The sequence below is a fragment of the Novosphingobium fluoreni genome, from assembly GCF_014196615.1.
Taxonomy (GTDB): domain Bacteria; phylum Pseudomonadota; class Alphaproteobacteria; order Sphingomonadales; family Sphingomonadaceae; genus Novosphingobium; species Novosphingobium fluoreni.
This window is the reverse complement of the sequence record NZ_JACIDY010000008.1, coordinates 20,299-45,935: the sequence shown is the minus strand read 5'-3', so window position 1 is coordinate 45,935 and position 25,637 is coordinate 20,299. Positions and strand designations below refer to the sequence as shown.

Genomic DNA, 25,637 nt, shown 5'->3' with positions numbered 1-25,637 from the left:
GCCCGCGCCGCGCGTTCGCACCTCGCCCACCTGCGTGCACCCGGGGCGGGTTTCGAAAGGAAGTTATGCCAGCCCCATCTCGTTGTCGCCGCCCTGCCCTCAGCCGCTGGCTTTCGACGACGATTGCCTTACCGCTCCTCGCTGTGGCATTGTCGGCCCACGCGGACGTTCTGGTCGATAACGTCATCGGGCTGACGCCGGATGGCAAAGGCGGGCTTGAGCGCTTCACCGGGCTGCTGATCGATGACCAGGGCAATATCTCGGCCGTCTATCACGACAAGGAGAAGCGCCCGAAGAAGGTCGCCTACAAGGTGGACGGCAAGGGGCGCTACGTGGTGCCCGGCATGATCGATGCCCATGTCCACATCATGGACACCGGCTTTGCCAAGATGACGCTGGACCTGTCTGGCGCGCGATCGCTGGAGGAGGCGCTGGTCCAGGTCCGCGCCTATGTGCAGGCGCATCCGGATCGCTCCTGGATCGAGGGTAATGGCTGGAACCAGGCGAACTGGGGGCTCGACCGCATGCCCACCGCCGCCGAGCTGGACCGCGTGACGGGGGGCAAGCCCGCCTACCTTTCCCGCGTGGACGGCCATGCCGCGTGGGTCAACTCCGCCGCGCTCGCCGCCGCCGGTGTCACCGAAAGCACCGCGGACCCGTCTGGCGGACGGATCGAGCGTGCCGCCGGTTCGCGCAGGCCCGCAGGCGTGCTGGTCGATGCGGCGCAAGATCTTGTGGCCGCCAAGGTGCCCCAGCCCCGCCCGTCCGATCGCGACACCGCGTTCGGCGAGGCCCAGCTGGAATTCCTGAAGCAAGGCGTCACCGCTCTGGCCGACATGGGAACCACGATCCAGGATTGGCAAGCTTATCGCCGCGCGGGCGATGCTGGCAACTTGCGCGTCCGCATCGTCTCTTATGCCCGGGGGACGGACGATATGGCGCTGATCGGCGGCTCTGGCCCGGGCGGCTGGCTCTATGGCGATCGGCTGAAGATCCAGGGCGTGAAGCTTTACCTTGATGGTGCGCTGGGTTCGCGCGGGGCATGGCTGAAAGCGCCCTACGCCGATGCCCCCGAAACCAGCGGCCTGCCCCGCATGAACGAGACGCAACTGGGCAACCTGATGAGCCGCGCCGCGATCGACAACTTCCAAGTCGCGGTCCACGCCATCGGCGACAAGGCAAACGAGACTGTGCTCGACACGATCGACCAGCTTTCGCAGACCTACAAGGGCGATCGTCGCTGGCGGATCGAACATGCCCAGGTCGTCGCCCCCGCCGATGTCGTCCGCTTCGGCCAGCATGGCATCGTTGCGTCGATGCAGCCGCAGCATGAAGCGAGCGATCGCACTATGGCCGAAGCCCGACTGGGCCCAGCGCGGCTCGCGGGAGCCTATGCCTGGAAATCCATCGCCGCCACCGGCGCACCGCTGGCCTTCGGCTCAGACACTCCGGTCGAACCGCCCGCGCCGTTCGTCGGCCTGGCGGTCGCAATCAGTCGGCAAGGCGCTGACGGTCAGCCCGTGGGCGGCTGGCAACCGCAGGAGAAGCTGACGCTGGGCCAGGCCTTGGCCGCCTACACCAGCGGTGCGGCCTACGCGATGTTTGCCGAGGATCGGCTAGGCCGTTTGGCGCGTGGCATGAAGGCCGATTTCCTATTCGTCGACCGCGATGTGGCGACCGCTCCGCCAGAAGCGCTGCGCCAGACCAAGGTGGTGGAGACCTGGATCAACGGCCAGCAAGCCTGGAGCGCAGCGCGCGGCGTGGCGAAGCCGCTGACAAGCGGAAAAGCCCGCTAGACCCGAACGCAAAGTGGTGTGCCCGCCTATGACGGGATAGCATGAGGCGGCGCGGTGTTACTCCGCCGCCTGGGCGGACGCTCCCTCTGCCGCCTTCTCGCGCTCAGCGCGGCGTTCGGTGAACCACATCAGGATCAGCGTCCCCTCGAATAGCATTAGCAACGGTATAGCCAGCAGCAGCTGCGAGATCACGTCCGGCGGCGTTGCCACGGCGGCGACGATGAAGATGCCCACGATCGCGTAACGCCGCGCGGCAACGGTCTGCGCGCGCGTGATGATGCCGGCCCGGTTCAGCAGCATCAACAGCACCGGCAGCAGAAAGCTGATGCCGAAGGCCAGGATGAATTGCATGACCAGCGCCAGATAGTCGCCAGTGCCGGGCAAAGCCTCCAGCCGCAGACCGCCTTTCTGCCCCTCGAACGTCAGGAAGAAACGGAACGCGGTGGGCATCACGACATAATACGCCAGCGCCGCGCCCATGGTGAACAGCACCGGCGTGGCAATAAGGAACGGCAGGAACGCCCGCTTCTCCTTGGCATAGAGACCCGGCGCGACGAAGGCCCAGATCTGGTTGGCAATCACGGGAAAGCTGAGGAAAAACGCCGCGAAAATTGCGATTTTCACTTCGACGAAGAATGCCTCGTAAAGCTTGGTGTAGATCAGCACCCCCTGCCCCGGCGGGAACGCCTCGGTCAGCGGACGGACGAGGAACGCGAAGATGTGATCTGCGAAATAGAAGCACACAGCGAACGCCACGCCGAACGCCAGCAGCGCGCGCACCAGTCTGGCGCGCAGCTCGATCAGATGATCCAGCAGCGGGGCCTGGCTATCGTCGATATCCTGGATGCGGAATGCCATGCTTATCGTCCCACGAGCGAGATAGGCCCGATCATGGCGGCGGCAACGGCAGTTGCGGCTCTGCCTCGGTGCGCTTCGGATCGTGGGGCTGCTGCTCCAGGGAAGCCAGCGCGGCTTCGGCAGAGGTGGGCGGCGGCCCCATATCTTCGGCTGAGGGAGGCTGCGGGTGCGCCTTCATGATGGCTTCGTTTTCCTCGCGCCACTTGCGCTCCATTTCCTCCAGCTCGGCCTCGCGCACCATGGCATCCAGGCCGGCGCGGAAGTGATTGGAGACACGCCGCATCTTGCCGATCCATCGGCCCGCGGTGCGCAAGGCCATCGGCATGTCCTTGGGTCCGATGACCACGATCGCCACGATCACGATCAACAGCAGTTCGGATCCGCCAACGTCCAGCATGTCTATCCAGGTCCGCTTAGGTCAGGACGCGCGCAAGCGGCTCAGACGCCGGTCTTCGTCTCGCCGGGAACGGGCGCGGGCGTTGGCGTGACGGCTGGCGGCGGCTCAACGGCGGTCGGGTACGGCGGGATCTGGGCCGGAGGCACGGGCGCGGCAGGCGGCGGAGCCGGGCGGGTGCCGCTTTCCTCGTTGATGCCTTCCTTGAAGCTTTTGATGCCCTTGCCGAAATCACCCATGATATCGGAAATGCGGCCACGGCCGAACAGGATCAGCACGACCAGAAGGACGATGATCCAGTGCCAGAGCGAAAGGCCACCCATAATTGCGACTCCAAATGCTTGCGCCGGTGCGCGGCGCGGGTTTCATCTAGTGCTTCGTACGCTTGCGCGCCAGTGCGATCAGCGCCCGCGATGGTCCGCTGACAACGGCCATGTCGCTGATCCGCTACCCCGGCGCGTGTCTCACGATGCGCCAATGCCGCCGCTTTATGTCGACCGCGTGACTATTGGGCGATTGGTCGCTCAGTCAGGATCGCCATCAGCCGCGCGGCCGCTTTCGCCGGTGATGACCATCTGTATCATGTCGTCGTCCACCGGGTCGAGCAGGCCCGCTGCGCGCATTTCATCCACGCCGGGAAGTTCGCGCAAAGAAGCGAGGCCGAAATGCGCCAGAAAATCGGGGGTGGTTGCGTAGATTACCGGGCGGCCGGGCACCTCGCGTCTGCCCGCCACGCGCACCCAGCCCGCCTCCATCAACACGTCGAGCGTGCCCTTGGCGGTCTGGACCCCGCGAATCGCCTCGATCTCGGCGCGGCTGACCGGCTCGTGATAGGCAACGATCGCCAGCACTTCGGTCGCGGCACGGCTGAGGCGGCGCACTTCTTCACGCTCCCGGCGCAGCAGCTGGGCAAGGTCCGATGCGGTTTCGAAATGCCAGCGGCCACCTCGTTCGACCAAGTGGATACCGCGCGAGGCATAGTGTGTCTGCAACTCGTCGAGCGCGGCTGCCACCGCGATCCCGTTCAGGTGTGCGGAGATCGCTTCCGCCGTCATCGGTGCTTCCGCCGCGAACAGCGTCGCTTCGACGGCGCGGACCAGGTCGTCCGGAGCTTCGGCCATCGCGCTCATCGCGTGGCCGCCTTCAGCCGCAGGGGTCCAAACGTCTCCTCCTGCGCCAGTTCCGCCTTGCCGGTACGCGCCAGTTCAAGCGCGGCGACGAAGCTAGAGGCGAGCGCCGAGCGTCGCAGGCGTGGATTGGACCATTCGCCCTGGCTTGCAGGCGGCAGAAATTCGCGCAGTTCCATCCAGTCCAGCGAGATGCCCAGCAGCGATGAGACCCGCGCAATGGCGCTGTCCAGCGTCATCACCATGCGCTCCCGCACCATGTGAACCACCGGCTGGCGGCGCACTTTGATGTCCCCATAGGCGCGTACTAGGTCGAACCATTCGCACCGCCAGCGGCTGAGGCGATCGACCCGCAAGCCTTCGGGCGCACCCCGGCGGAAGACATCGCGGCCCAGCCGGTCGCGCGCCATCAGCCGGGCGGCACCTTCGCGCATGGCGCTCAGCCGCTGGAGCCGCAATTGCAGCCGCAATGCCAGTTCCTCCGGGCTCGGATCCTCCTGCTCGTCCCGCGGAAGCAGCAACGCGGACTTGAGGTAGGCCAGCCAGGCGGCCATCACGAGATAGTCCGCCGCCAGTTCCAGCCGTAACGCCTCCGCCTGGGCGATGAAGCCCAGGTACTGGTCCACCAGTTCGAGGATGGAGATACGCAGCAGGTCTACCTTCTGCCGGCGTGCCAGGTCCAGCAGCAGGTCAAGCGGACCCTCCCAGCCGTCGATCTCGAGGTAGAGCGCCCGGTCCTCCGCCGCCGCGCTCGCTCCCTCGGTCATGCGGTCAACGCCAGCAGCGTGTCGCGCTTGGCCGCAAGATTAGTCCAGCTGGCTGGCGCCGGATCATTGGGCAGGCTCAGCGCACGTTCGAGCCGCTGGGCGGTGATATCAGGCATCTGCGGACACGCCTTGGCGATGCCCACCATATCGTCCATCTTCGCCCAGCAATTGAGCGCGATATCGCAGCCCGCCGCCAGCGCCCGTGCGGCGCGTTCCGGCACCGAGCCATCCAGCGCCTGCATGTCGAGGTCGTCGGTCAGCAGCAGCCCGGCAAAGCCGATGCGGCGACGGATGATCTCCTCCACCACGAAAGGGGACAGCGTGGCCGCGTTCTGGGCGTCCCAGGCGGTGTAACGCACGTGAGCGGTCATCCCGATCGGCGTATGGGCGAGGCGCCGGAACGCGCCAAGGTCCTGCTCCAGTTCGGCTTCGGTGGCGGTGACGGTGGGAAGTTCCTTGTGGCTATCCGCCATCGCGCGGCCGTGTCCGGGCATGTGCTTGATGCAACCGACCACGCCCGCCCGCGCCAGACCGTCCAGTGCCGCACGACCCAGGGCGGCGACGCGCATGGCATCCGCTCCGAATGCGCGATCGCCGATCACGTCATGCGCGCCGGGCTGACGGACATCGAGCGAAGGATAGCAGTCCACGGTGATGCCCGCCTCCGCCAGATCAAGGCCCAGCGCGTGGGCATTGCACCGCGCCGCCTCGATCGCGCTGGAGGGAGCGATCTCATACAGCTGATCGAACGCCTCGCCGCTTGGATAAGAGGCCCAAACCGGCGGCTTCATCCGGGCGACCCGTCCGCCTTCTTGATCGATGCAGATGAACAGCCGCTCCCGACCGTGGATTGCACGCAGCTCATCCGTCAGCGTGCGGACCTGCGCCCGGCTGTCGATATTGCGGCCGAACAGGATGTATCCCGCCGGATCGGCGTCACGAAAGAAAGCGCGCTCGTCGGCTGTTAGGGTGAGGCCGGACAAGCCGAATATTGCAGGGACCATCGCTGCGGGTTCGCAGAAATGCCCCAAGGGTGCAAGTTGCTCCGGCGGAGTTTGCGCGGCTGCGAGAAGCAGGAGCGTGCCGTCGCCACTTCACACCCTGCCATTCCCGAAAAGGCGGGAATGGCGATACGAGGGCTAACTACGGTTTGAAAACAGATCGGTACTTACGCTCGGCGCCCGGCCCTCAGCGCTTGACCTGACAGCTCAATCCCGCGGCCTTCAGTGTGCCGCACAGGCGGTTCGCCGCCGCCGCATCGCCCGGTACGGCCTGTAGGCGATAGACCGTGCCGATATCCGCCCGGCCCTCGACGATGCGATACTTCACGCTCGCGAGCGCCTCGTACTGCTGGGACAAGCGCGTCCAGCCCTTCTCGGCCGATTCGCGGTTCGAATAGGCGCCCACCTGCACACCAACGCCGCTGACTTCGGCAGGTGCCGGAGCGGCCGCGCTGGCCGAAGAGCTGGGAGCAGCCGATGCAGCAGCCGCGGGTGCCGGTGCATCCTGGTTGCCCATGCGGACCTGGCGCGTCTGACCCTCGGCAACGGCGAAGCTGGTGTCCCCCGTACCGGCGACGACTTCCCCACCGGGGTTGGCAGGCCGGGTCTTGTAAGGCGTCTTGGGCGCGGCGATTGTCTCGCCATCGGCCACCAGCGTTTCGTCGGGGCGATCGCGCTGCAGCCACCAGATCCCGCCCACGATCAGCACCAGCGCAACGATGCCGACCAAAATCAGCGCGATCAGCGGACCGTTGTTGGCCCTTGCCTGCTCATCGTCGTCATCATCGCCTTCCAGCCACGGCAGGCGCACATCTTCCTCGCCCAGATCCAGCTCGCCCGGCTGTTCGAAGCGATTGTCGAACTTGCGCTCACCCTCAGGGCTGGAATCCAGACCGTCGTCTCCGGTGCCGGGCTCGCGGCCGAACCCGGGCTTGTCGTGATCACCCCCTGGAAACGACATCGCCATACCTCACATTTCCTCTACCGCCTCGACACCCAGCAGGGCGAGACCATTACGTATCAGCTGCCCGATCTGGGTCGCAAGGAATAGCCTAGCGCCGGTAAGGTTACCATCTTGTGCCACGATGAACCTCTTTTCGACGCGATCGTTGCCCACGTTCCAGTAACCATGGAACGCGGCCGCCAGATCCTGGAGGAAGAAGGCGATCCGATGCGCCTCGCGCGCCGCCGCCGCCGCCTCGACGATGCGGGGGAACTGCGCGGCAAGTTTGATCAGCTCCAGCTCTTCCTCGCCCAGCAGCTCCACATGCTCGCCTGACGGGGCAAAGCCTTCCGCCGCGCCCTTGCGCAGCGTCGAGCTGACGCGGGCATGGGCGTACTGCACGTAGAACACCGGATTGTCCTTCGACGCTTCGACCACCTTGGCGAAGTCAAAGTCCATCTGCGCCTCGGGCTTGCGCGTCAGCATGGTGAAGCGCACCACGTCCTTGCCCACTTCGCGCACGACATCCGCCAGCGTGACGAAGTTGCCCGAGCGCTTGCTCATCTTCACCGGCTCGCCGTTGCGCAGCAGCTGCACCATCTGGACCAGCTTGATTTCGAACGGCGTCGGCTCGCCAGTGGCCCCGGCACCTTCCCCGCCGGTGAGCGCGGCGACGGCGGCCTTGATCCGCTTGACCGTGCCCGCATGGTCCGCACCCCAGATGTCGACCAGCGCGTCGGCGCTCTGGGCCTTCTGGAAGTGGTAGGCCAGGTCCGCGCCGAAGTAGGTCCAGCTGCCGTCCGACTTCTTGATCGGGCGATCCTGATCATCCCCAAACTTGGTAGAGCGGAACAGCGGCAGCTCCACCGGCTCCCAATCGTCCAGCGTCTTGCCCTTGGGCGCTTCCAGCTGACCGTCATAGACCAACCCACGCGCCCGCAGGAACGCCTCGGCCTCCTCGGGCTTGCCGGCCGCTTGCAACTCCGCTTCAGAAGAGAACAGGTCATGGCGAATGCCCAGCAGCGCCAGGTCATCCTTGATCATCACCAGCATCGCGGCGACGGCCTGCGTCCGGAATAGCAACAGCCAATCGCCCTCAGGCGCGGCGACGTATTTGTCGCCGTATTCCTTCGCGAGTTCCTGGCCGATCGGCACGAGATAGTCGCCGGGGTAGAGCCCTTCCGGGATCGTCACCGTCTCGCCCAGCGCCTCGCGATACCGCAAGTGGACAGAGCGGGCGAGCACGTCGACCTGCGCACCGGCATCGTTGACGTAGTATTCGCGTATCACTTTGTGCCCGGCGAATTCCAGCAGCGTACACAGCGCGTCACCCACCACCGCGCCACGACAGTGGCCCATGTGCATCGGCCCGGTGGGATTGGCGGACACGTACTCGACGTTGACGGTGCTGCCGCCGCCCATCGTCGAGCGACCGTAGTGCGCACCCAGATCGGCAATCGCGCGCAATTCGGCGAGCCACGCAGCGGGGGAAAGGCGCAGGTTGATAAACCCCGGCCCGGCGATCTCAGCCCCGGTAACTTGGGGCAGCTTGGTCAATTCGCCAACGAGCGCGTCTGCCAGATCGCGCGGCTTCAGGCCTGCGGGTTTGGCCAGGACCATCGCCGCATTGGTGGCGAGATCGCCGTGCGCGGGATCGCGGGGAGGCTCCACCGTGATCGCCCCTCGCTTCAACCCGCCGGGCAGAACGCCCGCCGCTTCCAGCGCATCGAGCGCGGCGTGAAGGTGCCCGGTGAAGGCGGCGTAGATGGTCTGGTTCGCAATGCTCATGGCGCGCGCGGTTAGCGGGTTTGCGGGCGCAAACCAACCTTCTTCAAAAGTGGCCCGGTTTCCTGTAGGGGCGCGCGATGCCCCAAACTTCTGCCCCCAAGACTTACAAGGTCAAGAGCTTCGGCTGCCAGATGAACGTCTATGATGGCGAGCGGATGGCCGAATTGCTGGCCAATCAAGGCATGACCGCGGCGCCGGAAGGCACTGATGCCGACCTTGTGGTGCTGAACACCTGCCATATCCGTGAGAAGGCGGCGGAAAAGGTCTATTCCGACATCGGCCGCCTCAAGCGTGACGATGGCTCCACGCCGCTGATCGCTGTCGCGGGGTGCGTGGCGCAGGCCGAGGGTGACGAGATCATGGCCCGGGCGCCTTCGGTGAAGATGGTGGTCGGCCCGCAGGCCTATCATCGCCTGCCCGAAATGGTGCGCGAAGCCGCTGCCGGCCGGTCTTCCACCGATACCGACATGCCCGCCGAAACCAAGTTCGCCAGCCTTCCGGCTCGCCGTCGTTCGGGGCCGAGCGCGTTCCTGACCGTGCAGGAAGGCTGCGACAAGTTCTGCACCTATTGCGTGGTTCCCTATACGCGCGGCGCGGAAGTTTCACGCTCATACGCGGACCTCCTGGTTGAAGCGCTGCGCCTTGTGGAGAGCGGCGCCCGCGAGATCACGCTGCTGGGCCAGAACGTCAACGCCTGGACCGGAGAGGATGCCAAGGGCCGTCAGGTCGGGCTGGACGGGCTGATCCGAGACTTGGCCGCGATGCCGGATCTTGCCCGCATTCGCTACACCACCAGCCATCCTAATGACATGACCTCCGGGCTGATCGAGGCCCACGCGACCGAGCCCAAGTTGATGCCGTTCCTGCACTTGCCGGTGCAGTCAGGCTCTAATCGGGTGCTGAAGGCGATGAACCGCAGTCACACGGCCGAGAGCTATCTGCGCATTCTGGAGCAGGTCCGCGCGGCGCGGCCCGATATCGCGCTGTCGGGCGATTTCATCGTCGGCTTTCCGGGTGAGACCGATGCCGAATTCGAGGAGACGCTGCAGCTGGTTGAAGCGGTGGGTTACTCGCAGTGCTTCAGCTTCAAGTATTCGCCCCGCCCCGGCACTCCCGCCGCGACGATGGCTAACCAGATCGCGCCCGAAGTGATGGACGAGCGGCTGCAACGGCTGCAGGCTGCGCTCAACACCACGCAGTTGGCCTTCAACCGAGCAAGCGTCGGGCGATCCTGCGAGGTGCTGGTGGAGCGAAGGGGGAAGCTGCCTGGTCAGTGGCTGGGCAAGTCGCCCTGGCTGCAATCGGTACACTTCATCGGCGATGCCGCGATCGGCGATCTTGTGCATGTGGAATTGCTGGAAGCAGGGCCCAACTCCCTTTCGGCGCGGGCGGTGGCGCTGGAAGCAGCCTGAGGGCGCGCGTGGATATTGGGAACAGTAAACTAGACGACAAAAACGAAAGGGGCCCGGCCTTCGCCGAGCCCCTCGCGTCTTACCAGAAGAACTGGTTGTAGACCTGGATCACCCGTCCGGTGCGCATGTTCACCAGGGCGACGTCATTGCCATAGCGAACCCAGCGTGCGCCGCGGGCCGGCGCGGGCAGGCGATAGGCGCTATAGTTATTCACCCAGTAACGGTTGCCATAGTATTCCGGCTGGAAGCGGTAGCCGACGTTTACCGGGCGATAGGCATAGCCGCGCGGGCCGACATAAGCGGGGCGGCGATAGGCGTCGCGATGGCTGCGGCGATAGTCGCGCCAGTCTTCTCGCAGTTCACGGCGCGAATCACGCACGTCGCGGCGGGCGTCCCGCACATCGCGGCGATCACCATAGCGCTGAGCCTGGCGCAATTCACGCTGATCTTGGCGCAGATCACGCTGGCTGTCGCGCACTTCACGTGCGCTCTGCGCCTGCGCGGCGACCGGGACGGCGATGGCAGGGATCATGGTGCTGGCAGCCAGCGCGGTCATAATGAACTTACGCATTGCTTCACTCCTATTCAGGTGCCCCGGCGAGCGGGCAACGAAGCATTATCTGCGCCTCTCCCGCTGAATGGCCCGGGAACCACAACTTCAGGTGACATGCAGAAGTGTCGCAGCGTGTATTCGGTTGCAGCCATTGGGGGGTCGGTCCCGACTGCGTCTGTGGAAAGCTCGGCATGCCGGTGCTTGCGCCCGCCGAAACGAGGCATAGATTGGTCAGACCCCCCGAAGCGCTTTCACATGAAAGGAGCGCATGGCCCGCAAGATCGCGCAGCGTCCTGAGCCGACGCATTTCCGGCCCGAGCATCCCCGCCGTGCCCGTATAGAGCTGGAATATGATGAGCCGGCGATGCTGGGCACCTTGTTCGGCCAGTTCGATGCAAACTTGGTCCAGGTGGAGAACCGTCTCGGCGTCTATATCGCCGCGCGCGGGAACCGCATCCAGGTCGAAGGACCGGAAGACGCCGTAGCCCGCGCGCGTGAGACGCTGAATGGCATGTACCACCGGCTGGAGCAGGGCCACGCCCTCGATTCCGGCGCAATCGAATCGCTGATCACCATGTCCGCCGAACCTACCCTGGAAGGGATCATCACCGGGGATGCCGCCGGTAATCCCCCGATCATGATCCGCACCCGCAAGAAAACGATCGTGCCGCGATCGGCGATGCAGATCGACTACATGCGCTCGCTGACCAAGGCCGACATCATCTTCGCGCTGGGTCCAGCGGGAACCGGCAAGACCTATGTCGCGGTGGCGCAGGCCGTCAGCCAGTTGATGACTGGTTCCGTCCAGCGCCTGATCCTCAGCCGGCCTGCAGTGGAAGCGGGCGAGAAGCTGGGGTTCCTTCCCGGCGACATGAAAGACAAGGTCGACCCCTACCTGCGCCCGCTCTACGACGCGCTGTATGATTGCATGCCGCCGGAGCAGGTCGAGCGGCGGCTGGCCTCGGGCGAGATCGAGATCGCGCCGATCGCCTTCATGCGCGGTCGCACGCTGGCCGATGCCTTCGTCATCCTCGACGAAGCGCAGAACACCACGCGCGAGCAGATGAAGATGTTCCTCACCCGCTTCGGCCAGAACAGCCGCATGGTTGTGTGCGGCGACCCTCGCCAGGTCGACATCCCGGGCGGTGACCGCATGAGCGGGCTGGCCGATGCCGTGAGCCGGCTGGAAGGCGTGGAGGGTATCGATGTGACCCGCTTCACTTCGGCGGACGTGGTGCGCCACCCTATCGTTGGGCGAATCGTGGATGCCTATGAAGGGCCGGACGCCTGATTGACGGGCTGCGCGCGGGCGTGGTGCATCATGCTCACGCCCGCGCGCAAACCTACTAGCAACGGGTTGAGGGCCGCATCGTTCTGTTCAGGACCGTGCCGCCCTCTTGCGGAGGCGGCAGGAAGAGGACAGCATGAAAGCTCTTGCCGCAACGATCATCGGGGCCCTAGCCCTCAGCGCCTGCGCCGCGCCCGCCACGCGCATTTCCACCTCGCTCCGGCGCCACGGGCTGGACGAACAGCGCTCCGATTGTGTTGGCACCCAACTGCAGAGCGGGCTCTCGCTGGGGCAGCTGCAACAGCTCGCCCGCGCGGCAAAAGCCTATCGCAACAACGACACGACGCCCGGCGTCCTGACCACGAGCGACTTGGTGCGAGTGGCGAGTGAACTGAAGGACCCCGAGATTGCGCTGGTGCTGGGCAAGGCCACGCTGGCCTGCGGCGTCACGCCCTGAGCTTGCCGTTGCGCTGCCATTGAAACGAGCGGCTTTCGTCGTTCCGGTCTAGGTGCTGTGCCGGGCTTGCGCTAAAGCGCGGCCATGCAGCTGGAAATTGACGTCGAAGATCCTTGGCCCTCCGCCGGTGACTGGGAATTGCTGGCCCAGCGCGCCGCGCTTGTCGCCTCGCAAGTCGCACCGGAACTTGCGCAGGAACGGCTGATCACCAGCGTGCTGTTCACCTCGGACGCGGATGTCCACGCCCTCAACGCCGAATGGCGCGGCAAGGACAAGCCGACCAACGTGCTGTCCTTTCCGATGTTGGAGCGTTCCGAACTGCTCGATCTCGCGCCCGAAGGCCCGCCCGAAATGCTGGGCGACATCGCCCTCGCTCATGAGACTTGCGCGCGCGAGGCGGCGGAAAAGGGCGTGCCCGTGGATCATCACGCCGCCCACCTGATCGTCCACGGTCTGCTCCATCTGGCGGGCTACGATCACGAGATCAGCGAAGCGGATGCCGATGCAATGGAGGCGCTGGAGATAAAGGCTCTTGCGGTCCTGGGCCTGGCAGACCCATATGGCCGCGAACTTGAACAGTAGGGGCTGAATCACACGATGGCCGAAAATGGCCGGCATACCGACACTGCGTCGGGAGAAGGGGACAGTAGCGGCACGCTGTGGCGTGTCATCCGCAAGATGTTCGTATCAGACGTCGACCAATCGCTGCGCTCGCAGATCGAGGACGTCATCAACGAGCATGAGGGTGAGAGCAGCCAGGACCAGACCGGCGACCTTACGCCGCTGGAACGGCAAATGCTGCGCAACCTGTTGCATTTCAGCGAACACGATGCCGACGACGTGGCTGTGCCACGCAGCGACATCATCGCCATCCCCGCTGCGGCGACATGGGACGCGGTGGTGGAATCCTTCGCTGAGCATGGCCACAGCCGGATGCCGGTCTATGGCGAATCACTCGATCAGATCCTGGGCATGATCCACATCAAAGACGTGTTCCCCATTCTGGCGCGTGGCACCGAGCCACCGGCGGACTGGACGACGTTGCTGCGCCAGCCACTGTTCGTGCCCCAGGCGCGCGGCGCGCTGGACGTGCTGGCTGACATGCGCGCCAAGCGCATCCATCTGGCCGTGGTGATCGACGAATATTCCGGCACCGACGGGATCATCACCATCGAGGACCTGGTCGAGGAGATCGTGGGCGAGATCGAGGACGAGCACGACGACGCCCCCGAAATTCTGTTGGTATCGCTGGGCGACGGCATGTGGGATGCCGATGCCAGACTGGAACTGGACGAGGTTGCCGACAAGATCGACCCCCGCCTGGCCGAAGTGGAGGAATCTGTCGATACGCTGGGCGGTCTCGCCTTCGTGCTGGCCGGAGAAGTGCCGCAAGTCGGGACGATCCTGGAACACGGCAGTGGCTGGCGGTTGGAGGTGACGCAAGGGAACGAGCGGCACGTCTCGCGGCTGCGGCTGCATCCGCCGGTCGCCGTTGTTGAAAATGAGCCCGAATAAGTTGCGCCGCGCCGCCGCTTCATCGACAAACGCCTAGAGACACGACTTGGTAGTACGCCGCCTTCCCCCCTTGCGCGCCCTTGAGGCTTTCGTGCGCGTGGTTCGCCTGGGCTCCGCCAAGGCCGCCGCGAACGAACTTGCCCTCTCGCCGTCCGCCCTGTCGCGGCGAGTGGCGGCGCTGGAGGATTTCACCGGCAAGCGCCTTTTCACGCGCCAGCATCAGGCGATGAAACTGACGGACGAAGGCCAGGCGTTCTACAATGCCATCGCGCCCAAGCTGGAGGAACTGGCCGAGGCGGTGGAATCACAGATCGACAGGGGGCAGGTGCTGCGCTTGCATCTGGGCGTACCCTCGCTGTTTGGCAGCCAGCGGCTGTTCCCCCGCCTGCCCGAACTGCGCAAGTTGCACCCGCGCCTGCACATCGACATCGAGACCGCACCCAATCTGGAAGGGCAGGTCGGCGATTCGCTGGATGCCGCGATCATCCTGGCCAAGCTGCCCGACCCCTCGCTCTATTCCGTGCAGCTGGACCACAACCGCATCTACGCCATCGTCTCGCGCGAGATCGCGGCGGAACTGGGCGACGTGCCTGATCGTGCCAAGCTTTCCCGCCAGACGTTCCTGATCCACAACGACCTGCCTGACAGCTTCGACGCGTGGAAGGTGGCGGTGGGGATGAAGAAGCTGGAGCCCGCTTCGGTCGACCGGTTCAACTCCGGCCAGCTGGTGCTGGAAGCGGCGGCGCAGGGCCTGGGCATCGCCATCATGCACGACGATCACTTCCGCCGCGCGGGCGATGAACGGCTGGCGGTGCTGTACGACATCAATGTCGAAAGCCCCTACCGGTACTGGTTCATTTGCCGTCACAAAGACCTGGAAGCACGGCCGGTAAAGATCTTCCACGAGTGGCTGCTGAACGCCGGGTTATAGTGCGCCCGCCGCGCCGATACGCCACTTTCGATTTCGACAGGTCGAGCGTATCGTGCGCTGTGTTCAAAACCACAGGGGAGTATTTCATGGCCCGTCGTCCGCTTTTGGCCAGTCTATTCGGCAGCGCCGCGATCATTCTGCTTACGGCCGCCGCGCCACCCCCGCCCCCCGTTTTCCCCACCGGCCAGACGACCGACACCATCCAAGGCCAGCAGATTGCCGATCCCTATCGCGAGCTGGAAAACGCCGCCGATCCCAAGGTGAAGGCGTGGAGCGATGCGCAGAACGCCCGCACCCGCGCTTATCTGGATAACCTGCCCGGCCGCGCCGCCATTTCCGCAAAGCTGACGCAGATGTTCAAGGACCGCTCAGCCGCGTTCTCCGGTCTGGAGCATCGGGGCAACCGCACTTTCGCCGCCTACACCGATCCGGCATTGCAGCAGACGATGCTGGTCACCTTGAACGGCGCCGCCGATCCCGCCACGCGCAAGCCCCTGGTCGATCCCAACACGATGGACCCAAGCGGCCATACCGCGATCGATTGGTACGTGCCCTCGCCAGACGGCAGCAAGGTGGCCGTATCCATCTCTCAGAACGGCAGCGAGGATGGCACGCTGCACATCTACGACGCGGCGACCGGCAAGGAAATCGAGGCGCCGATCGATCGTGTACAGTATCCCACCGCCGGCGGATCGCTGGCCTGGACGGCGGACGGCCAGGGCTTTTGGTACACCCGCTTCCCCGATCGCAAGACCAGCCCGGAAAGCGAGTGGCACTTCAACCAAAACGCCTATTTCCACCGGCTCGGCACCGCCGCGGCCACTGACAAGCTGGTGCTGAGCGATAAGGACGGCATTCCCCGCACCGCTGAAATCTTCCTCAGCAATGCGCAAGGCGGCCAGGCGGCTCTCGCGTCCGTGCAGTGGGGCGATGGTGGCCAGTGGCTGCACTATGTGCTCTCTCCCGATGGCAAGGCCACCAAGATCGCCGAATATTCCGACCGTGTGATCGGCGGTGCGGTGATCGCCAAGGACGGCACCGTCTACGGTGTTTCGCGCAAGGACGCGCCGATGGGCAAGGTGGTGAAGCTGGCCGCGCCGTACACCGGCGGCTTCGCCAAGGCGCAGACGATCATCACGCCGCGCACCGATGCCGCGATCGTTGACGGCGGCCAATCCGATGCGCCGCTGGTGCTGGGCGAAGGCAACCGCCTGTTCGTGACGCGCATTGCTGGTGGCCCGAACTCGGTGGGCATCTACGATCTTTCCGGCAAGGACCTGGGCGCACTGGACGTGCCGCCGATCTCTTCGGTCAGCAACATCGTCGCCCTGCCCGGCGGCGACGTTCTGTACGACGTCAACGGTTATACCGAGCCGCCGCACTATCTGCGCTGGAACGCAGCCAGCAACAAGTCCGCCGCCACCGCGATCAAGATGACCACGTCGGTCTCCTACGCCGATACCGACGTGAAGCGCATTTTCGCCACTTCGAAGGATGGCACCAAGGTGCCGGTCACGCTGGTGATGAAGAAGGGCACACAGCTGAACGGCCAGAACCCGCTGCTGCTTTACGGCTACGGCGGTTACGGCGTGAACATGACGCCCGGCTTCTCCGCCGCGCGCACCCGTATGCTGCTGGACGGCGGCGTGATCTATGCCCTGGCCAACATTCGCGGCGGCGGCGAATATGGCGAGACCTGGCACGAGCAGGGCATGCTGACCAAAAAGCAGAACGTCTTTGACGACTTCACCGCCGCCGCCGAGGATCTGATCAAGCTGGGCTACACGAGCCATGACAAGCTGGCGCTGCAGGGCGGCTCCAACGGCGGCCTGCTGATGGGCGCGCAGATCACGCAGCACCCCGGCCTTGCCAAGGCAGTGGTGAGCCAGGTGGGCATCTACGACATGCTGCGCGTGGAACTCGATCCCAACGGCGCGTTCAACATCACTGAGTTCGGCACGGTGAAGGACCCCGCGCAGTTCAAGGCGCTCTATGCCTATTCACCGCTGCACCATGTCACGAAGGGAACGGCCTACCCGGCGGTCCTGCTGATGACCGGCGCGAACGACGGGCGCGTGAACCCCTTCCACTCGCGCAAGTTCGCAGCAGCGCTGCAAGCGGCGACCTCATCCAAGGCGCCGATCCTGCTGCGCACTTCGGAAAGCTCGGGCCATGGCCAGGGTTCGTCGCTGAACGAGGTGATCGCGCAGCAGACGGACGTGACGATGTTCCTGTTCGATCAACTGGGCGTGGACGCGGTGAAGGCGGCGGCAGCGAAGTAGCGGTCGCCCCTCAGCTGGAAACCAAGCTTTCGTCGCCCAGGATTGGATCCGGGGGCCCGCTTCTTCTGCCATGCTGGTCGCGATAGAGGATAAGCGGGATCCCGGATCAAGTCCGGGATAACGGGCGGGGGAATTGGTGACGTAGCGGGGGAACCGCCCGCCTTACTTCGCCTGCGGCGTCGCCGTCGGCTCCGGCACGGGAGCGGGCTGCAGCGCCGATTTATTGCGGCGCTCCCGCCGGATCGGCCCAGCTTCCTTGGCCGCTTTTTCTCGCGCATCCAGCTTCGCCGCCTGGGCCTTGACCTGGGCATCGGCATCAGGATCGGGTGGCAGGCCCCAGCGCAAGTTGGCAACCTCACCCTCTGGCTGGATAAGCTTGTTCGTGGCGATAGAGGCCTTCGCCCCGGCGTCGCCCTTGCCTGCGATCCAAGTGACGCAGGCGGCCAGATCGCGAATCGCATGGGCTTTCACCCCGCCCTTGGTGGGGCGGCAATTGATGACCAGCATGTCCTGGCGCACCGGCATCGAGCGATTGCGCAGCACTTCCAGGATGTCACCCCGCTCTGAAATCGCGACGCGACGGTTGGCGTTGGGCTGGATCAGCGTGTAGCGCGGAGACGTGTTGAATACATAAGCATCCACGCCCGGGTTCTCCAACGAGACCTGGATCGCGATCGCGCCGCCCAGAGAATGCCCGGTTACCGCGATCGGCACGTTCTTGCCACCTTCGGCGTCCAGCTTCGCCCGCTCTTCGCGGTAAAGCGCCAGCCCTTGGTCGCGCTGGGTGCTGCCGAGGTTACCATAGAACCAGTCGGCCAACTGCTTGCTGTCGGTGCCGCGAAACGCGATCACGCGCCGTTCGAGCGCACCGGCGGCGTTGCGCTTGTCGTAAATGGCGTAATTGAAGCCATGGGTCTTCAACTTGCCTTCGGCCTTGTGGATCGGTTTCAGCTTTTCCTTGGCCGCCTTGTCGCCACGTGATGCCGCCCGTTCCAGATCGCACACGTCCTGTGTGGGCAAACGGCGGATCACGGTGTAGCCGGCGGGCAGCTCGAAGATATCGTTGCTATCGCAATAAGCATTGGTCGCCAGTTGCCCGTAAGGCCACGAAATGGTGGCCGTGTCGCGCGTGAACCCGCACCAGCCGCCATCCTGATCGACGCAAGGGCCATGCGATTGCGTCAGGTCGGGCAAGGCGCGCGTCACGCAGCCGCTCAGACCAAGCGCAAAGGCCACCACGGCGAGCAGCCGAACCTTGATGTAAGATGTATTCCCCATGGTGACGCTCTGCCACAGAGCGTCACCTGTAGGAAACATGTTTCAAATACTCAGCCGAGTATCAAAATCGCTCAGCCTTCGCTGACGGTCGCCTTCACGATCTTGCCCGGCTCACGCGGGGGCTCACCCTTTGGCAGCGCGTCGACATTCTCCATGCCTTCCACGACCTGGCCCCAGACGGTGTACTGCTTGTCGAGGAAGGTGGCATCGTCGAACACGATGAAGAACTGGCTGTTGGCCGAGTTCGGCGCGCTGGTGCGGGCCATCGAGCAGACGCCGCGAACGTGCGGCTCGGCATTGAATTCAGCTTTCAGGTCGGGCTTGTCGGAGCCGCCCATGCCGGTGCCGTTGGGGCAACCGCCCTGCGCCATGAAGCCGTCGATCACGCGGTGGAACTTCACGCCGTCGTAAAAGCCTTCGCCGGCCAGTTCCTTGATCCGCTCGACATGCCCGGGGGCGAGATCGGGGCGCAGCTTGATCTTCACGTCACCGGTGGTGAGTTCAAGGTTCAGGTATTCGTCAGCCATGGGGCTCTCCTCAGGGATTTGCGCGCGGGATATAGGGGCTTGCGGTAGAATGTCACGCCGTAGCCGATCTTGCCTTTTTTCCTGACGGTCACGCTGCAACGCACCAACGCCGGTTGCTTTTCGGGGCTAGCCGCTTAGACCCCGCCCTATGGCAGCCGAGCATCTTGAGGACGAACAGGTCCACAGCGTCATCGCTGAGGAGACGTCCCAGGAGAACGAGCACCATGACGAGGACAACCGGCTGAAGCCCGAGTTCCTGCGCGCCGTTCGCGAAGCGTTGGACGAGGAAGACTTCGAGCGGGTCTACGACTTGGTCGAACCGCTGCACCCGGCCGACATCGCCGACTTGTTCGAGCTGTTCGACGAAGACCAGCGCCTCGATCTGGCGCGCGCTATCCGCGACCTGATGGGCGTGGAGGTCATCGCCGAACTCAACGACTGGGTGCGCGAAGCCCTGATCGAAGGCCTCCCGGCCGACGTCGTTGCCGATATTGCCGAGCAGCTCGACACGGACGACGCCGTCGCCATGATCGAGGATCTCGATCGTGAGGACCAGCAGGCGGTCCTGGCCGAGCTGGACCCCGAAGACCGCGCCGCGATCGAGGCCGCACTCGCTTACCCGGACGAGTCCGCCGGCCGTTTGATGAGCCGCGATTTCGTCGCGGTGCCCGAATCGATGTCGGTGGGCGATCTCATCGATTTCCTGCGCGAGCAGCGCCACCTGCCGACGGACTTCTGGGAAGTCTTCATCGTCGACGCGATGCACAAGCCGGTCGGTACGTGCGCGCTATCGTGGATCCTGCGCACCCCGCGCTCAATCCCGCTGTCAGACGTGATGAAGCGCGAACAGACGCTGATCCCGGTGATGATGGATCAGGAAGAGGTCGCGCTGCGCTTTCAGAAATATGCGCTGATCTCCGCCGCCGTGGTGGACGAGGCCGGGCGATTGGTCGGCCAGATCACGGTCGACGATATCGTCCACATCATCCAGGAAGAAGCCGGCGAGGACGCCCTGCTGCTGTCCGGCGCAGGCGATGGCGACATCAACGAGCCGATCCTGCTGACGGTGCGCACCCGGCTGATGTGGCTGGTGATCAACCTGGGCACGGCGATGATCGCGGCCTCCGTCGTGGGGTTGTTTCAAGGCGCGATCGCCCGGCTGGCGCTTCTGGCGGTGCTGATGCCGATCGTCTCGGGAATGGGCGGCAATGCCGGCACGCAGACGCTGGCGGTTGCGGTGCGTGCACTGGCGACGAACCAGCTGACCAGTTCGAACACCCGGCGTATGATCCTGCGCGAATTCCGCATCGCCCTCACCAACGGCCTGGCGCTGGGCACGCTGATCGGCACGGGCACGGCGATCATCTTTGGCATGCCGATGCTGGGGCTGGTGATCGCGATGGCCATGCTGATCAACAATCTGGTCGCGGGCCTGGTCGGCATTCTCGTCCCGGTAACCCTCGATCGATTCGACATCGATCCGGCCGTCTCCTCCGCCGTATTCGTGACGACGGCGACGGACACGATGGGCTTCTTCAGCTTCCTGGGCCTGGCCGTACTTATGGGCCTCGCCTGAGCGGATCGGCGTACCTATCTGAAGCTGCGATGCCGCTTCACATGACCAAGATCGCCTACAGCGCCGAGAGCCCCGCCAGCCTCAAGGCGTGGCTGGAAAGCCACCAGACGGCAAATGGGGGCGAGGCTCTGCTGACCACCCGCTACCTGCCCAAACGGCATGAGGAGATGACGGGCGGATCGCTCTACTGGATTTTCGAGCATACGCTGATCGGGCGCTCCCCGCTGCTGGGCTTCATCCAGCGCGAGGATGGGCGCTGGCATATCCGGCTTGAGCCGCGGTTGATCCCGATCCACACCCGCCCCCGCCGCGCACATCAAGGCTGGCGATACCTGGATGGACAGGACGCGCCCCCCGATCTGGGCGACGATGAAGATGCAAGCGACGTGCTGCCGCCCCGCCTGATTGGCGAGCTGGTACGGCTGGGGCTGGTCTGAACGGGTTCCGCACCTCCCGTTCGTGTCGAATCAAGCGCTGACTGGGTTGTGGCAGGTCAGCCCCGATCCAGCCACCACCGCATCAGCACGTTGGCAATCGCCGTAGTAGGCGGCGCGCCAAAGGCCTTGCCCATGCCCCCCTCATTGGCGGCGTCGATAGCCTCGGCCACGTCATCGCGCGTGAACCACCGGGCATCGTCCAACTCGGTCCTGTCGATCGTGATCGCGCCGTCGTCAGCATAGGCGTGGCAGCCGATCATCAGCGAGGACGGGAACGGCCAGGGTTGGCTGGCCACATACGTCACATCGCGCACCCGCACGCCCGCCTCTTCGAACACCTCGCGCGCGACGGCTTCCTCGATCGTCTCGCCCGGCTCCACGAAACCGGCCAGCGTGGAATAACGGCCCGCCGGGAAGCGGGGCTGGCGGCCCAGCAGCACTTGCCGCTGATGCTCGACCAGCATGATCGTCACCGGGTCGGTGCGGGGAAAATGTTCGGCCTTACAGGCGGGATCGGTGCACGTGCGTTGCCAGCCGCCCTTGTCCAGCCGAGTGGGATGACCGCTCACCGCGCAAAAGCGGTGGCGCGAATGCCAGTTCACCAGCGCCCGTGCCGCGCCATAAAGCGCCAGTTCCTCCGGCGGCAGTACGGACATCGCCTGCCAGCTGCGTGGCCCAGCGAACAGCATCCCGTCCGGCGATCCGGCAGGCACTTGCACGAAGCAGCCCCGCCCATCGCGATCTGGATCGATACCCAGGAAGATCAGCTCCGCCTCGACAGGTACGTCGGCCACCGATACCCAGGCAAGGTCGCCCTCCTCGGTCATCACCGGGTCGAGACCCTCCATGCGCAGCAGGCGGCCTTCCGCATGCAAGGCCTCGATCGCGGCGGGGTCGGAGCGGATGTGGTCGGCGCGATCGATCCGCGATCCGGCAAAGGCGATAGGCATGCTCAGCGCTTCTCCAACAGGGCCATGACATCGGCTTTCAGCGCGGACTGGAATTCGGGCAAGAGGTTAGTCGCATCCGCGGGCATGAACTGCGCGAAAATCTGCGAGCGCAAGCCGCGCACCATGTCGACCATGCCCACTGTCCCGGCCGCACCCGCCCAGCCGTAGATCCCGGCCTCCGCGCCAAGGCCAACGCGTCCACCCGCGCCAAAACCGCCGACCGGCCCCATGATCGCCGGGCCAGTGACACCTTTGGGCAGCAAGTTCGACGCGCCCAGCCGAACGGCCTTTTCAGGCAGGATACGCCTGCCGTCGATCTGGCCGAACTGCGCGAGCATCCGCAGGAAGCGGTCATAATCGCGCGGCGTGCTGACCAGACCCGCACCACCGAACGGCGCGGCGGGCTTTTCAAGAAACAGCGACTTGTTACCCTCATCAATGGCGACGAAGATGCCCTGGATCACGCCATAGTTGGTCGCCAGCCGCCCTGCATCGGCACGGGGCACCTGAAACACGGTATCCTTCATTCCGGCGGGGCCGAAGATCGTCTGCTGCAGGTATTGGTCGAACGCCTTGCCGGTCACCACCTCAATCACGTGGCCCATCAGGTCCAGACCCATCGAATAGCTCCAGCGAGTGCCGGGATCATAGACCAGCGGCACTTGCGCCAACGCATCGGCAAAGGCCTTCAGCCCCTGGATCGAGCGGGCGCGGGTGAAACCGTTGATCGGCAGCCGCGTGACCTGCCCCGGAATCAGGCCCTTTTCCTGCATCATTTTCACGATCGGCCCCTGTTGCACGATCGCATAGCCAAGCCCCGAGGTATGAGTCAGCAGATGACGCATGGTGATCGGGCGCGGCGCGGGGTGCAGCGCGGTGACGGAGCCGTCATACGTGTTCTGGACCATCATGTTCCGGAACTGCGGCAGGATTTCATATACCGGCTGGTCCAGCCCGATCTTCCCTTGCGCAATCAGGCCCATCGCCGCCATGCCGGTGATCGGCTTGGTCATTGAATAGATGCGAAACAGCGTATCGGGCGTCATCGGATCGGGATCGGTGAAGCCCTGACTGCCAAGCGCGACGAACTCTGTCGCCTGCCCCGGCCGACCCAAAGAGGCCACCAGACCAGGGAACTTGCCCGGACCCACCCAGCGGGTGATCAGCGCTCGCACATTCGCCATCAGGTCCGGACGGGTGGCCGCTTGCGCCAGGCTGGGGAGCAAGGCGCCCAGCCCCGCCGCCGCGCCCAACTGCAACAGCGCACGGCGATGGACGACGGCTTCGAACAAGGGGGACGGCATGGTCAGGCATCGACTCCGGTTGTGGCCAGCGCGAGCCGCACGGCCTTGGCGAACAACGTCGGCAACCCGGCATCGGCCAAGGCGTCCAGCCGCCACCATTCGCCGCCATCAGCGCCCGGACTTACCGTTTCGTTCCCGCGATAAGTGGCCACGTGCAGATCAAGCCCGAAGTGGGTGAAGCCATGGCTGACGACGCCGGCGGGCTCCCATGCGCCTTCTAGCGGAGCCTTGCCGCTGCCATCCTGTCGCGCGCTCCAACCATCGTCGGGCAGCGCGCGCATCCCGCCCAGCATGCCCTTGCCGGGGCGGCGCACCAGCCAGACCGCGCCCTCTCGCTCGATCCAGAAGGCGCGGCCCTGCCGCTGTGGGCGCGCCTTCTTCGCGGCTTTCACCGGAAAGCGCTCCGGCTCACCCGTCTGCCGCGCAACGCAGACGGTGGACAGCGGGCATAGCAGGCAGCGCGGGTTGCGTGTCGTGCAGATCGTTGCCCCCAGATCCATCATCGCCTGCGCGAAGTCTCCGGCCCGCTCATCCGGCGTGATCGTATCGGCATGGCGGCGGATCGATGGCCGCGAGCCTGGCAGCGGGTCCTCGATCGCGAACAGGCGCGATACCACGCGCTCCACGTTGGCATCCACCACCACCGCCCTTTGCCCAAAGGCGATCGCGGCCACGGCGGCGGCAGTGTAGGCCCCCAGCCCCGGCAGCGCGCGCAGGCCGTCCTCGGTTTCCGGAAATGCACCGCCCCGCGCCGACACCTGTAGCGCGCAGGCCAGCAGATTGCGCGCCCGGGCATAGTATCCCAGCCCCGCCCATGCGGCCATCACCTCGCCCTCAGGCGCATTCGCCAGGTCGTGCACCGTGGGCCAGCGGCGGGTAAATTCAGCGAAATAGGCCTTCACCGCCGCCACCGTGGTCTGCTGCAGCATCACCTCGGACAGCCAGACGCGATAGGGATCGGGCGCACGGCCACCGGGCGGCGACCGCCACGGCAGCTTCCGCGCGTGAGTATCGTACCAGGCGAGCAAGTCGACTGCGACATCATGCGATCTGGCGTCCATCTCTCCGCTATGGCATTGGCGGCGACGCAATGGAACGGCCCGAACGTGTGACAGATCGCAAGACCGGCAAAGCGGGGCCCGAAACGCCCGCTCGCGCCAAGAAGGCGGGCGGCGTCGCCCCCAAGCTCAAGCCCTACGAACGTCCGCGAGGCGGGCAGGCGCGTGCGATCAGCGATCTGATGCCCGAAGTGGGCCGCACCGCGTTTCGGCGCTTCGGCTTCGTCCAGTCCAGCGTCGTCACCCGCTGGCCGGAAATCGTCGGCGCGAAGCATGCCCGCATCTGCACGCCGGAATCGATCCGCTTCCCGCCAGGCGAAAAACATGACGGCATCCTGCAACTGGTGGTGGTCCCCGCCCATGCCCCGCTGATCCAGCATGTCATCCCCGAGATCATAGAGCGCGTGAACCGCTTTTTTGGATACAATGCCGTCGCCCGCGCCAAGATCCGGCAAGGTGACGTAAAGCCACCCGCCACTACTACCCCCAAGACCGCGCCGCCCTCGCTCAAGCCTATCCCGATGGAGTTGGGCGAATCGCTACGCGATATCGGCGACCCGGAATTGCGGGCCGTGCTGGAATCCCTTGCCCGCAGCATGGGCGCGGCCAAAGACAGGAACGAGGACAAGACGTGATCCACCGCAGCATCCGCCTCACCGCTCTTTTCGCCGCAGCCACGCTTGGCATCGCGGCCTCGCCCCCGCACCCCAACTGGAACGCCACCGTCGGCACCGGCGCGCAAGGGGCCTACACGCTGGGCAATCCGGCGGCAAAAGTGAAGCTGACTGAATACGTCAGCTATACCTGCCCCCACTGCGGACACTTCCACAAGGAAGCCGATCCGCGCCTGCGCCTAACGTACGTTCCGCAGGGCAAGGTTTCGGTGACGGTGCAACAGGTGCTGCGCAATCCGGTGGACCTGACGATCGCGATGCTGACCAACTGCGGCGATCCCAAGGGCTTTTTCCCGCGCCACAACGCCTTCATGGGCGCGCAGGACCAGTGGCTGGGCAAGCTGGAGACCTTCACCTCCGCGCAGACATCGCGTTGGTCCAATGGCGAGGTGCCCACGCGGTTGCGCGCCATCGCATCAGACCTCGATTTCTACGCGATCATGGCCCGCTTCGGCCGGTCCCGCCCGCAAGTGGACGTCTGCCTGGCCGATGGCGCGGTGATGAAGCGCGTGACCAGCCAGACCGAAGCCGCCTCTGCCGCCGGGGTGCAAGGCACGCCCTCCTTCGCGATCAACGGCGAGCTACAAGACGCGCATGACTGGGCATCGCTCGCCCCGCTGATCGACGCCAAGCTTTAACCGCCCCCATCAACCGCGAACTGTGGAGAGCCCGCGTCTGTGTCACTCGTCGCGCTTTGCTCCCGCCGCGCTCTGCGCTAGCG

The 25,637-nt window shown here is 65.2% G+C and carries 26 protein-coding genes; 12 read left to right on the top strand and 14 right to left on the bottom strand.

Annotated features, from left to right (window positions below; all coding sequences use genetic code 11):
• The first annotated feature begins 65 nt into the window (after positions 1-65).
• The gene (locus tag GGR39_RS14405) at positions 66-1,796 is read left to right on the top strand and encodes an amidohydrolase (protein WP_183617937.1); all 1,731 of its coding nucleotides are present in this window, start codon (positions 66-68) and stop codon (positions 1,794-1,796) included.
• Between the two features lie 57 nt (positions 1,797-1,853).
• Here GGR39_RS14405 and tatC read toward each other — a convergent pair whose 3' ends face one another.
• The 8 genes from tatC to argS form a co-directional block, all read right to left on the bottom strand.
• Positions 1,854-2,654 carry a twin-arginine translocase subunit TatC gene (gene tatC / locus GGR39_RS14400; protein WP_058736536.1) on the bottom strand — a complete coding sequence of 267 codons (801 nt, stop codon included), beginning with the start codon at positions 2,652-2,654 and terminating at the stop codon, positions 1,854-1,856.
• Positions 2,655-2,685: 31 nt separating this feature from the next.
• Positions 2,686-3,051, bottom strand: a complete 366-nt coding sequence (gene tatB / locus GGR39_RS14395; RefSeq protein ID WP_183617936.1) for a Sec-independent protein translocase protein TatB — start codon at positions 3,049-3,051, stop codon at positions 2,686-2,688.
• 41 nt (positions 3,052-3,092) lie between these two features.
• The gene (locus GGR39_RS14390) at positions 3,093-3,371 is read right to left on the bottom strand and encodes a twin-arginine translocase TatA/TatE family subunit (RefSeq protein WP_058736538.1); all 279 of its coding nucleotides are present in this window, start codon (positions 3,369-3,371) and stop codon (positions 3,093-3,095) included.
• Positions 3,372-3,572: 201 nt separating this feature from the next.
• Positions 3,573-4,169 (bottom strand): SMC-Scp complex subunit ScpB, encoded by a 597-nt coding sequence (scpB, locus tag GGR39_RS14385; protein WP_183618178.1) that lies wholly within the window; start codon positions 4,167-4,169, stop codon positions 3,573-3,575.
• A gap of 5 nt (positions 4,170-4,174) precedes the next feature.
• Entirely contained in the window at positions 4,175-4,942 is a 768-nt protein-coding gene (locus GGR39_RS14380; RefSeq protein WP_183617935.1) for a segregation and condensation protein A, read from the bottom strand.
• Positions 4,939-5,946 (bottom strand): beta-N-acetylhexosaminidase, encoded by a 1,008-nt coding sequence (nagZ, locus tag GGR39_RS14375; protein ID WP_183617934.1) that lies wholly within the window; start codon positions 5,944-5,946, stop codon positions 4,939-4,941. The genes GGR39_RS14380 and nagZ overlap by 4 nt, the downstream gene beginning before the upstream one ends.
• Positions 5,947-6,130: 184 nt before the next feature.
• Complete coding sequence (locus GGR39_RS14370) at positions 6,131-6,910, bottom strand: SPOR domain-containing protein (protein ID WP_058736541.1); 780 nt, start codon at positions 6,908-6,910, stop codon at positions 6,131-6,133.
• Between the two features lie 3 nt (positions 6,911-6,913).
• A complete protein-coding gene (gene argS, locus GGR39_RS14365) occupies positions 6,914-8,674 on the bottom strand; it encodes an arginine--tRNA ligase (protein WP_183617933.1) in 1,761 nt (586 codons plus the stop codon).
• A gap of 77 nt (positions 8,675-8,751) precedes the next feature.
• Between argS and miaB the strand changes: the two genes are divergently transcribed.
• Positions 8,752-10,086, top strand: coding sequence for a tRNA (N6-isopentenyl adenosine(37)-C2)-methylthiotransferase MiaB (gene miaB / locus GGR39_RS14360; RefSeq protein ID WP_183617932.1), 1,335 nt, complete (start codon positions 8,752-8,754; stop codon positions 10,084-10,086).
• 79 nt (positions 10,087-10,165) lie between these two features.
• Here the strand turns inward: miaB and GGR39_RS14355 are convergent, their stop codons facing one another.
• Positions 10,166-10,657 (bottom strand): RcnB family protein, encoded by a 492-nt coding sequence (locus GGR39_RS14355; protein ID WP_058736545.1) that lies wholly within the window; start codon positions 10,655-10,657, stop codon positions 10,166-10,168.
• A gap of 250 nt (positions 10,658-10,907) precedes the next feature.
• Between GGR39_RS14355 and GGR39_RS14350 the strand changes: the two genes are divergently transcribed.
• The 6 genes from GGR39_RS14350 (at position 10,908) to GGR39_RS14325 (ending at position 17,112) form a co-directional block, all read left to right on the top strand.
• Complete coding sequence (locus GGR39_RS14350) at positions 10,908-11,930, top strand: PhoH family protein (RefSeq protein WP_183617930.1); 1,023 nt, start codon at positions 10,908-10,910, stop codon at positions 11,928-11,930.
• A 133-nt stretch (positions 11,931-12,063) separates the two neighbouring features.
• Positions 12,064-12,384: a hypothetical protein gene (locus GGR39_RS14345; RefSeq protein ID WP_183617928.1), complete on the top strand. Its 321-nt coding sequence runs from the start codon at positions 12,064-12,066 to the stop codon at positions 12,382-12,384.
• A gap of 84 nt (positions 12,385-12,468) precedes the next feature.
• Positions 12,469-12,966 (top strand): rRNA maturation RNase YbeY, encoded by a 498-nt coding sequence (gene ybeY, locus GGR39_RS14340; RefSeq protein WP_183617926.1) that lies wholly within the window; start codon positions 12,469-12,471, stop codon positions 12,964-12,966.
• A 15-nt stretch (positions 12,967-12,981) separates the two neighbouring features.
• Positions 12,982-13,899 carry a hemolysin family protein gene (locus tag GGR39_RS14335; RefSeq protein WP_058736549.1) on the top strand — a complete coding sequence of 306 codons (918 nt, stop codon included), beginning with the start codon at positions 12,982-12,984 and terminating at the stop codon, positions 13,897-13,899.
• Between the two features lie 46 nt (positions 13,900-13,945).
• Positions 13,946-14,830 (top strand): LysR substrate-binding domain-containing protein, encoded by an 885-nt coding sequence (locus GGR39_RS14330; RefSeq protein WP_082667966.1) that lies wholly within the window; start codon positions 13,946-13,948, stop codon positions 14,828-14,830.
• Between the two features lie 86 nt (positions 14,831-14,916).
• Positions 14,917-17,112: a prolyl oligopeptidase family serine peptidase gene (locus GGR39_RS14325; protein WP_183617919.1), complete on the top strand. Its 2,196-nt coding sequence runs from the start codon at positions 14,917-14,919 to the stop codon at positions 17,110-17,112.
• Positions 17,113-17,274: 162 nt separating this feature from the next.
• Here the strand turns inward: GGR39_RS14325 and GGR39_RS14320 are convergent, their stop codons facing one another.
• Together GGR39_RS14320 and GGR39_RS14315 are read right to left on the bottom strand one after the other, a co-directional pair.
• Positions 17,275-18,390, bottom strand: a complete 1,116-nt coding sequence (locus GGR39_RS14320) for a Tle-like phospholipase domain-containing protein (protein WP_183617917.1) — start codon at positions 18,388-18,390, stop codon at positions 17,275-17,277.
• Between the two features lie 71 nt (positions 18,391-18,461).
• Positions 18,462-18,917, bottom strand: coding sequence for a peptidylprolyl isomerase (locus GGR39_RS14315; RefSeq protein WP_058737489.1), 456 nt, complete (start codon positions 18,915-18,917; stop codon positions 18,462-18,464).
• A 148-nt stretch (positions 18,918-19,065) separates the two neighbouring features.
• On the opposite strand from GGR39_RS14315, the gene mgtE reads away from it, so the two are divergent.
• The gene (gene mgtE, locus GGR39_RS14310; protein ID WP_082668084.1) at positions 19,066-20,493 is read left to right on the top strand and encodes a magnesium transporter; all 1,428 of its coding nucleotides are present in this window, start codon (positions 19,066-19,068) and stop codon (positions 20,491-20,493) included.
• Between the two features lie 29 nt (positions 20,494-20,522).
• Positions 20,523-20,930 (top strand): DUF1489 family protein, encoded by a 408-nt coding sequence (locus GGR39_RS14305; RefSeq protein ID WP_183617915.1) that lies wholly within the window; start codon positions 20,523-20,525, stop codon positions 20,928-20,930.
• Between the two features lie 56 nt (positions 20,931-20,986).
• Here GGR39_RS14305 and nudC read toward each other — a convergent pair whose 3' ends face one another.
• From nudC to mutY, 3 genes are read right to left on the bottom strand one after another with little or no spacing between them, the layout of a single operon-like run.
• Positions 20,987-21,880 (bottom strand): NAD(+) diphosphatase, encoded by an 894-nt coding sequence (gene nudC / locus GGR39_RS14300; RefSeq protein WP_183617913.1) that lies wholly within the window; start codon positions 21,878-21,880, stop codon positions 20,987-20,989.
• 2 nt (positions 21,881-21,882) lie between these two features.
• Complete coding sequence (locus GGR39_RS14295; protein ID WP_183617911.1) at positions 21,883-23,184, bottom strand: serine hydrolase domain-containing protein; 1,302 nt, start codon at positions 23,182-23,184, stop codon at positions 21,883-21,885.
• A gap of 2 nt (positions 23,185-23,186) precedes the next feature.
• The gene (gene mutY / locus GGR39_RS14290; RefSeq protein WP_183617909.1) at positions 23,187-24,245 is read right to left on the bottom strand and encodes an A/G-specific adenine glycosylase; all 1,059 of its coding nucleotides are present in this window, start codon (positions 24,243-24,245) and stop codon (positions 23,187-23,189) included.
• Between the two features lie 29 nt (positions 24,246-24,274).
• Between mutY and GGR39_RS14285 the strand changes: the two genes are divergently transcribed.
• Together GGR39_RS14285 and GGR39_RS14280 are read left to right on the top strand one after the other, a co-directional pair.
• Complete coding sequence (locus GGR39_RS14285) at positions 24,275-24,877, top strand: DUF721 domain-containing protein (RefSeq protein WP_082668083.1); 603 nt, start codon at positions 24,275-24,277, stop codon at positions 24,875-24,877.
• On the top strand, positions 24,874-25,554 hold the full coding sequence (locus GGR39_RS14280) for a thioredoxin domain-containing protein (RefSeq protein WP_183617907.1): 681 nt from the start codon (positions 24,874-24,876) through the stop codon (positions 25,552-25,554). Before GGR39_RS14285 ends, GGR39_RS14280 begins: the two co-directional genes overlap by 4 nt.
• Positions 25,555-25,637: the final 83 nt, after the last annotated feature.